General features: G+C 45.0%; 6 protein-coding genes. 5 read left to right on the forward strand and 1 reads right to left on the reverse strand.

Annotated elements, in window-relative coordinates; translation table 11 throughout:
• The 3 genes from VIP81_RS01965 to VIP81_RS01975 all read left to right on the forward strand — a co-directional run.
• Window positions 1–185: hypothetical protein (locus VIP81_RS01965; protein ID WP_331956797.1), on the forward strand; the 185-nt coding region annotated here is incomplete at its 5' end.
• Window positions 186–394: 209 nt separating this feature from the next.
• Window positions 395–2515, forward strand: a complete 2121-nt coding sequence (locus VIP81_RS01970) for a carboxy terminal-processing peptidase (protein WP_331956798.1) — start codon at window positions 395–397, stop codon at window positions 2513–2515.
• A gap of 186 nt (window positions 2516–2701) precedes the next feature.
• Window positions 2702–3568: an alpha/beta hydrolase gene (locus tag VIP81_RS01975; protein WP_331956799.1), complete on the forward strand. Its 867-nt coding sequence runs from the start codon at window positions 2702–2704 to the stop codon at window positions 3566–3568.
• A gap of 153 nt (window positions 3569–3721) precedes the next feature.
• On the opposite strand, the gene VIP81_RS01980 is transcribed toward VIP81_RS01975, so the two are convergent.
• Window positions 3722–5326 carry a S41 family peptidase gene (locus VIP81_RS01980; protein ID WP_331956800.1) on the reverse strand — a complete coding sequence of 535 codons (1605 nt, stop codon included), beginning with the start codon at window positions 5324–5326 and terminating at the stop codon, window positions 3722–3724.
• Window positions 5327–5540: 214 nt separating this feature from the next.
• Here VIP81_RS01980 and VIP81_RS01985 point away from each other — a divergent pair, with 214 nt between their 5' ends.
• Together VIP81_RS01985 and murQ are read left to right on the forward strand one after the other, a co-directional pair.
• Window positions 5541–6389, forward strand: a complete 849-nt coding sequence (locus tag VIP81_RS01985; protein WP_331956801.1) for a BadF/BadG/BcrA/BcrD ATPase family protein — start codon at window positions 5541–5543, stop codon at window positions 6387–6389.
• A gap of 19 nt (window positions 6390–6408) precedes the next feature.
• A complete protein-coding gene (gene murQ, locus VIP81_RS01990; RefSeq protein ID WP_331956802.1) occupies window positions 6409–7227 on the forward strand; it encodes an N-acetylmuramic acid 6-phosphate etherase in 819 nt (272 codons plus the stop codon).
• Window positions 7228–7427 lie beyond the last annotated feature (200 nt).

Below are 7427 nucleotides of genomic sequence, written 5' to 3' on the forward strand. Positions count from 1 at the left end.
CATTTGTACTGGAATCAACCGGCAATAAATGGGAGCGTGCGCCTCTTGAATTATCCGGCCTGCCCACAGATAACATGCAGATCCTCAGCTGGGGAGAGGATGAGCAGGGAGAACTTTATATGCTGACCAGCACCTCCGGAAAGGATGGTTTTAAAGGAGCCGTCTACAAACTGGTGAAAGATTAGTTGTATTCAACATTCCGCATACTTTAACCGTTATCTATCGGGCGCCATACAAACGCGTAGTGTGGCGGTTATATGGCTTTTTTCAGCCGCATATCTCTCCCAGCACCCGTTTGGCCCAATTTTTTGTTAAAAGGAAATAAATTGCACGACCAACGGGTGATTTTATTTTATATTTGATTTGATAACGTTTACGTTCAATTGAGATACATATGAGACTGAAAGTGATTATACCGGTTGTGCTATTGAGCATTTCCGCTGGGATGTTAGCTTTTAATAAGCTGGGGCATAACGAAGATCCTCCGGGACGTTATGAGGTGATCATGAATCTGGTAGGGCAAATGCTGAAAGAAGGGCATTATCAACCCAAACCTATCGACGATAAATTCTCCACCGAAGTTTTTGATAAATATCTGCGTAGCCTGGATACGGAAAAGAAATTTTTCCTGAAAACAGACGTCGATAAACTGATGCCCTTATCCACTCACATTGATGATGAGCTGAAAGGTGCACCAATCGACTGTTTCCGTAGCATCAATACCCTGATCAAACAACGCGTGACAGAAGCCGCCGCTATTTATCCGGAAATTTTGTCCAAACCATTCGACTTCACTGTGGATGAAAAGGTAACACTGGACCCGGATAAAGTAGACTATCCCGCAGATGAAAATGCACGCAAAGAAGCCTGGCGCAAAGTGCTGAAATACCGCACGCTGGAAAAGCTGACTGACCTGCAGGAAATGCGCGAGAAGGATAAGGGTAAAGACAGTGTAAAGGTGAAGACCGACACCGAACTGGAAGCAGAAGCCCGCGTGAAGGTAAAACAACTATACGACCGCTATTTTGAGCGTCTGAAAAACAGACAAAACGATAATGATCGCTTCAATCTTTATGTAAATGCGATCACCACTACCATGGATCCACACACCGACTACTTCCCGCCTGATGAAAAACGCGCGTTCGAAGAACAAATGGCCGGTAAGTTTTTTGGTATCGGTGCGCAGCTCAAAGAAGAAGGCGATAAAATCAGAGTGGTGAGCATCGTAACAGGTAGCCCCAGCTGGAAACAAGGCCAATTAAAAGCTAACGACGTTATCCAGAAAGTAGCACAGGGCACCAGCGAATCAGTTGATATCACCGGCTACCCGGTAGAAGATGCAGTGAAGCTGATCCGTGGTAAAAAAGGCACTCCGGTGAGATTAACCGTGAAAAGTGTGGATGGTACCGTAAAAGATATCACCATCGTTCGCGATGAAATTGTAACAGAGGAAACTTTTGCTAAATCTGCCATCATCAACGGACAACATAAAATAGGATATATCTACCTTCCTGAATTTTACGCCGACTTCAACGACCGTAACGGCGCACGCAGTGCCGAAGACGTAGCCAAAGAAGTAGCCAAACTGAAAGCAGAGAAAGTAGAAGGTATTATCCTGGATCTCCGCTTCAACGGTGGTGGCTCCCTGCAGGACGTAGTACAAATGGCGGGTCTGTTTATTCCGGAAGGTCCGGTAGTACAGGTGCGTTCAAGAGGTGGTGACGCCGTGGTATTACGTGATCGTGATAAAAATGTACAGTATGATGGTCCGCTGGCCATCATGGTAAATGAATACAGTGCATCAGCTTCTGAAATTATGGCCGCTGCCATGCAGGATTACAAACGTGCAGTGATCATTGGTAGCACCCAAACCTTCGGTAAAGGTACTGTACAACGTCTCTTTAACCTGGATGATTTCTATCCGGTAAAAGACGGTGGCAGCCTCGGTGCACTGAAACTCACCCAGCAGAAATTTTATCGTGCAAACGGTGGCTCAACGCAGTTGAAAGGTGTTGCTTCCGATATCGTATTGCCAGATCCATACTATGAAGTAGCAGAACGTAAAGATTCAGATGCCCTCGCATATGATGAAATACCGCGTGCTGCCTTTACTGCCTGGTATAACCCGGTAAATGCAGAATCACTGAAAAAGAACAGTGAAAAGAGAATGTCTAACAGTCCGGCTTTCAAACTGCTCAACGAAAACCTGAATACCCTGAAGAAACTGGAAAAACAGGAAACTTATTCACTGAATTTACAGACCTATAAAACAGAGCAAAAGTCTAATACCGCTGCCCTGAAAAAATATGATGCGGTAAATGATAAAGTGAAAGAACTGAGCATCACCAACATCAAATCCGATATGGAAAAATTTGGTGGAGATTCTTCCAAAATTGCCCGTAACAAGGATTGGATTAAGGTGAGAACTAAAGATATTTACCTGGATGAAGCGGTGAATGTAATGAATGACCTCATTGTACAGTCATTGCCTAAAATGCAGCGTAAAAATCAGTAGGAGCATAGGGGATCGCCTTCGGCGATTGTCTTTGAGCAGGATTAAATTGATGACACTGATTTAATTGAGTTTTGTTATAAGGATTTGGGGAGATAGAAACGGATTATTTCGTTTTTATCTCCCCAAACTATTTAAAGAGCATTAGAACTTTGTTGTACTTTACTTTTAAGAAATACAATACTGCTCATGTCTGACGCAAAGGAATATGCTATTGGCTATGTTACCTCAAAGGACGGGACGAAAATTGGTTACCGGTACCTCGGCACTGGTCCGGGAGTTATTCTTGTTCATGGAGGATTGATGGCTTCCCAAAATTTCATGCGACTGGGGCAGTTGCTATCACAAGACTTCACTGTTTATATTCCCGACAGGCGCGGTCGCGGATTAAGCGGCCCGTATGGTCCGGATTATGGTCTTGAAGTAGAAATGGAAGATCTGCAGGCTCTCATCAATCAAACAGCAACAGACAAGATTTTTGGATTGAGTGCGGGGGCCGTTTGCGTACTTCAAACTGCTATAGCAACACCAACGTTGAAAAAGATAGTACTTTATGAACCTCCTGTCCGGCTTTCGGAATCTGATCCTGTTGCCTGGGGGATTCGCTACGAAGCAGCAATGGCAAAGGGAAACTTTGGCAAAGCTTTCTTCGCCATTTTGAAAGGAACAGGCGATCCTTCCCTGTTTACTGCCTTGCCGGACTTTCTGATCGCCCCATTTCTGAATACAGCCATAAAAGCGGATGCAAAAAAAACAACAGGAGATAATGTATCTCTGAAAGACTTAATACACACCATGCACTATGACCTGATATTGATACACGAATCAATCGGAATGATCAATAAAAGTAAAAGTATCAATGCGGAAATACTGTTGATGGGAGGAACAAAGAGCCAGCAGTTTTTAAAACGGTCACTGGACGCACTGGAGGTAGCTTTGCCCGTGGCAAGGCGTGTAATCTTGAAGGGGCTGGGGCATATAGCTGCCGATAACGACGATCATCCCGAAAAAGTAGCCAGTGAGTTAATCACCTTTTTTCAGTCTGCAAATATTTAACAGTAACTACATAAAAAATTTTGGGAGATAAAAACGAAATAATCCGTTTCTATCTCCCAAAATTTTTATCACAAAACTCAATTAAATCAGTATTATCATCTACATCACTTTAATCCTGCTCAAAGACAATCGCCGAAGGCGATCCCCTTCGCGTTACTTCTGAGTCTCCACTACTTCCAGTGCTTTCTTCACCATCGGATCTTCTGCGTTGATGGTTTCGTAAAATCCTTCTGTTCTGTACAACTGGCGCGCCAGCATCGCTTTCAAACGGGTACGGATTTCCACTTCATCACGGGGACTCAGATGATCCAGTCCGGGAACACTGTCTTTTTTAGCATATACCTTGAAATCGCTGATCAGGTCATTGCCTGGCTGGAAGCCTTTCACAAAGGAGGCCGCATCTTTATATGGTGCAAACACCTCTTTGTGACCAGTGTAATACTGATAAGCAAAGTTGCTGAAAGTATTGCGTGTATAAATAGCCGTTAGGGTAGGAGAGAAACGGGAGGTATCAAACGGAATGAAAATATCCGGTGTAATACCACCACCACCATATACCCGGCGGCCTGCATTTGTTTTATAAGGAACGGTATCGGTGATTTTGATACTGTCTTTATTCACCATTTCTCCATGATGATAGCGTTCTACGATATCATCATCATAGTCATCATGTCCTTTGCCATATGGTTTCTGGATACTTCTGCCGGAAGGAATATAATAACGGGCTACGGTTAAACGCAGGGCGCCGCCGTTGTCGAGGTCATATTGTTCCTGCACCAGTCCTTTACCAAAAGTACGGCGGCCTATGATGGTACCGCGATCCCAGTCCTGTACGGCGCCGGCAAGAATTTCGCTGGCGGAAGCAGAACCTTCATCGGTAAGTACAGCCAGGGCACCTCTTTCAAACAAGCCAGGACGTTTGGTTTTATAATCAGTGCGCGGGAAGTCTTTTCCCTTGGTATATACAATCAGTTTCTGGTCTTCCAGCAGTTCATCCGCTATGCGGGTAGCGGCATCCAGGTAGCCACCGGGATTTTGTCTGAGGTCAATGATCAGCTTCTTCATACCTTGTTTATCCAGCTCACGGGTAGCTTTCATAAACTCATCGTAGGTAGTGGCAGAAAACTTGCTGATTTTGATATAGCCTACGCCGGGAGCTGCCATGTAACTGGCATCTACACTATATAAAGGAATAACGCCTCTTTTAATAGGCACCTTTATTTGTTTTTGTTGTCTTAATATGACAGTATTGACGATCGAACCGGCGGGGCCACGCAGTAATTTGCGGATTTTGTCCGGCGTAACGCTGTTGCCAGCCACGAGACTATCGTTGACACGCAGGATTTTATCACCGGTTTGCACACCGGCACTTTCAGACGGACCACCACTCAGCACACTCACTACATTTACGGTATCGGCGGTAATGTTGAATTCCACGCCTATACCTTCAAAATTGCCATCCATATCTTCATTCACCCGTTGCAGTTCTGCCGGAGGGATATATATGGAGTGGGGATCCAGGTGGGCCAGTACCCCTTCTATGGCTTCCTGTTGTAAATCATCCGTATTGAGAGAATCTACATATTTCGCTTTAATCAGGTCCATTACTTCCTGTAAGGGCCCTCTATTGGGTTTGTTAAAAAACACAGTAGCGCCTCCGTTGTTCGATCCAGGCATTTTATGACCGAGGAACATTCCCAGGGCTAATACAACTGCAAAGAGAAGAGGTAAAAAAACATTCAACTTCCTGTTAGACATAATCAGATTATTATCCCGCTATTTATATGACCAATCTTTATCCATGTAGTATTAGCACCTGGCGGAAAGCAATCTGCCGCATACATGTATCATCATCATTTAAACTTAAAGGGAGCTATTTGTTTATATGAAACCCTTTTGTTTAAATTGTGACAAAAATAGCATAAATCAGGTGCAAACTTTTAGGATTCTTTAATTTCATAAATTACCGGATATGGGTGTTGGAATAAAGTTGATAGCAGACAGTGGATCTACAAAGACCGAATGGGGCGTGCTGGGCCTGGATCAGCCACTTATTTTGAAAACGCAGGGTGTAAGCCCGTATTTTCAATCTGCTGAACAGATAAAACAGATCCTGGAAGCCGAGCTGGTGCCGCAATTGCCGGCAGACAGTGAGGTAACCGCCGTGTATTTTTATGGAACAGGGCTGTCGCAGCCTAAAAATTTACAACTGGTATCTGATGCGATCAATATCGTATGGCCACGAGCCACCTCAGATGTACAACACGATCTGATGGGGGCCGCCCGATCGCTTTGCGGCCATAAAGAAGGAGTCGTCAGCATTTTAGGCACCGGTTCCAATTCCTGTTATTATAATGGAAAAGAAATTGTAAAAAATAATCCGGGGCTGGGTTATGTGTTGGGAGATGAGGGTAGCGGTGCTTATCTGGGTCGCAAGGTGCTACAGTATTACTTATATAATAGTTTTGATGAAGACCTGCTCGCCCGTTTTGATTATAAGTACCATACCAATAAAGATGAAATACTGGAAAACGTATACCGGAAGCCGTTAGCCAACCGCTATCTGGCCGGGTTTGCAGAATTCCTCTCGGAAAACCGGGAGCATTTCATGATCCAGAACATCCTGGAAGACGGGCTGAACGACTTTTTCTTTAATCATATTTATAAATACCGCGAAAGCTGGACCACCGCCCTGCACTTCACCGGTGGTATTGCCTGGCATTTCCGGGATATCCTCGCCGAGCTGTGCGAACTCTATGAGCTGCCTATGGGGAAAGTGCTGCGCACACCTATGGAAGGGCTGATGGAGTTTCATCGTTAATCATTTTCAACAGTTAAATATGTCATTTATAAAAGTAACGGAACAGACTTCTCACTATCGTCATCTCGAAAAAATGAGTGTGGGGGAGTTGCTGGATAATATGAATCAGGAAGATCAAACGGTTCCGTTGGCCGTTGCCAAAGCGATCCCGCAAATAGAAAAGCTGGTGACCGCGGTGGCAGATAAAATGCTCGCAGGTGGACGGCTGTTTTATATGGGAGCCGGTACCAGTGGACGTTTAGGAGTGGTTGATGCATCAGAATGTCCGCCTACCTTTGGGGTGCCGCAAGGATTGGTGGTAGGATTGATCGCCGGTGGCGACACGGCTATACGTAAAGCCGTGGAGTTTGCGGAAGACGATCGCCAACAGGGTTGGATAGACCTGCAGGCGTATAATATAACAGATAAAGATGTGGTAGTAGGTATCGCCGCCAGCGGTACCACGCCTTATGTAATAGGCGCACTGGACGAGTGCCGTCGTCATGGTATCGTTACCGGCAGCATTAGCTGCAATCCCGATACGCCGGTATCTGCGGCTGCCGACTTTCCGGTGGAGGTAGTAGTAGGTCCGGAGTTTGTTACCGGCAGCACACGTCTGAAAAGTGGCACTGCACAGAAGCTGGTGCTGAACATGCTCTCCACAGCAGTGATGATACAACTGGGCAGGGTAGAAGATAATAAGATGGTAAATATGCAGCTCAGCAACGAAAAGCTGGTCGACCGTGGCGTGAAAATGCTGATGGAACAGCTGTCGCTAACCGACTATCAACAAGCCCAGGAACTATTGCTGAAAGCCGGTAGCGTAAAAAAAGCAGTAGATGATTTTGGAAAAAAATGATTTAACCAGACCTTTGCATCATCGATAAACCAGGTATGCATAACATAGAGCCATATTACAACTGGCGGCATTTATACACCGCAGAAGAAGATGAGTATTCGCCTTTTTATGGAAGGGAGTACAGTGAATTCGAATATTCCAATTCGGTATATAACTATTATATACATCCGCAATGGGATGAATTTGGTTCACGCAACCTT

This window comes from Chitinophaga sp. (assembly GCF_036566945.1).
GTDB lineage: Bacteria > Bacteroidota > Bacteroidia > Chitinophagales > Chitinophagaceae > Chitinophaga.

Excerpts from the sequence above, each read along its gene's own strand:
- VIP81_RS01970 (WP_331956798.1), top strand. The coding sequence starts at position 395 with ATGAGACTGAAAGTGATTATACCGGTTGTGCTATTGAGCATTTCCGCT.
- VIP81_RS01975 (WP_331956799.1), top strand. The coding sequence starts at position 2,702 with ATGTCTGACGCAAAGGAATATGCTATTGGCTATGTTACCTCAAAGGAC.
- VIP81_RS01980 (WP_331956800.1), bottom strand. The coding sequence starts at position 5,326 with ATGTCTAACAGGAAGTTGAATGTTTTTTTACCTCTTCTCTTTGCAGTT.
- VIP81_RS01985 (WP_331956801.1), top strand. The coding sequence starts at position 5,541 with ATGGGTGTTGGAATAAAGTTGATAGCAGACAGTGGATCTACAAAGACC.
- murQ (WP_331956802.1), top strand. The coding sequence starts at position 6,409 with ATGTCATTTATAAAAGTAACGGAACAGACTTCTCACTATCGTCATCTC.